Below are 1591 nucleotides of genomic sequence, written 5' to 3'. Positions count from 1 at the left end.
GGCCGGGAACTCAAAGGAGACTGCCAGTGATAAACTGGAGGAAGGTGGGGATGACGTCAAGTCATCATGGCCCTTACGAGTAGGGCTACACACGTGCTACAATGGCGCATACAAAGAGAAGCGACCTCGCGAGAGCAAGCGGACCTCATAAAGTGCGTCGTAGTCCGGATTGGAGTCTGCAACTCGACTCCATGAAGTCGGAATCGCTAGTAATCGTAGATCAGAATGCTACGGTGAATACGTTCCCGGGCCTTGTACACACCGCCCGTCACACCATGGGAGTGGGTTGCAAAAGAAGTAGGTAGCTTAACCTTCGGGAGGGCGCTTACCACTTTGTGATTCATGACTGGGGTGAAGTCGTAACAAGGTAACCGTAGGGGAACCTGCGGTTGGATCACCTCCTTACCTTAAAGAACCTGCCTTTGTAGTGCTCACACAGATTGTCTGATGAAAAGTAAATAGCAAGGCGTCTTGCGATTGAGACTTCAGTGTCCCCTTCGTCTAGAGGCCCAGGACACCGCCCTTTCACGGCGGTAACAGGGGTTCGAATCCCCTAGGGGACGCCACTTGCTGGTTCGTGAGTGAAAGTCACCTGCCGTCATATCTCAAAACTGACTTACGAGTCACGTTTGAGATATTTGCTCTTTAAAAATCTGGATCAAGCTGAAAATTGAAACGACACACAGCTCATGTGTGTTCGAGTCTCTCAAATTTTCGCAATCAGAAGTGAAACATCTTCGGGTTGTGAGGTTAAGCGACTAAGCGTACACGGTGGATGCCCTGGCAGTCAGAGGCGATGAAGGACGTGCTAATCTGCGAAAAGCGCCGGCGAGGTGATATGAACCCTTGACCCGGCGATGTCCGAATGGGGAAACCCAGTGCAATTCGTTGCACTATCGTTAGCTGAATACATAGGCTAACGAGGCGAACCGGGGGAACTGAAACATCTAAGTACCCCGAGGAAAAGAAATCAACCGAGATTCCCCCAGTAGCGGCGAGCGAACGGGGAGCAGCCCGGAGTCTGAATCAGCTTGTGTGTTAGTGGAACGGTCTGGAAAGTCCGACGGTACAGGGTGATAGTCCCGTACACGAAAGCACACATGCTGTGAACTCGAAGAGTAGGGCGGGACACGTGGTATCCTGTCTGAATATGGGGGGACCATCCTCCAAGGCTAAATACTCCTGACTGACCGATAGTGAACCAGTACCGTGAGGGAAAGGCGAAAAGAACCCCGGCGAGGGGAGTGAAAAAGAACCTGAAACCGTGTACGTACAAGCAGTGGGAGCCTCTTTATGGGGTGACTGCGTACCTTTTGTATAATGGGTCAGCGACTTATATTCTGTAGCAAGGTTAACCGTATAGGGGAGCCGAAGGGAAACCGAGTCTTAACTGGGCGTTAAGTTGCAGGGTATAGACCCGAAACCCGGTGATCTAGCCATGGGCAGGTTGAAGGTTGGGTAACACTAACTGGAGGACCGAACCGACTAATGTTGAAAAATTAGCGGATGACCTGTGGCTGGGGGTGAAAGGCCAATCAAACCGGGAGATAGCTGGTTCTCCCCGAAAGCTATTTAGGTAGCGCCTCGTGAA

General features: G+C 51.5%; 1 tRNA gene and 2 rRNA genes. All 3 read left to right on the top strand.

Annotated elements, in window-relative coordinates:
• Positions 1 to 405: ribosomal RNA gene (locus OWK27_RS24215) — 16S ribosomal RNA — on the top strand; the annotation flags it as partial.
• 85 nt (positions 406 to 490) lie between these two features.
• Positions 491 to 566: transfer RNA gene (locus OWK27_RS24210), tRNA-Glu, on the top strand.
• Between the two features lie 182 nt (positions 567 to 748).
• Positions 749 to 1591 (top strand): 23S ribosomal RNA (locus OWK27_RS24205); the annotation flags it as partial.

This window comes from Enterobacter cloacae complex sp. 2022EL-00788, assembly GCF_026627565.1.
Classification (GTDB): Bacteria; Pseudomonadota; Gammaproteobacteria; order Enterobacterales; family Enterobacteriaceae; genus Enterobacter; species Enterobacter pasteurii.
This window is presented reverse-complemented; position numbering and strand designations above follow the sequence as displayed.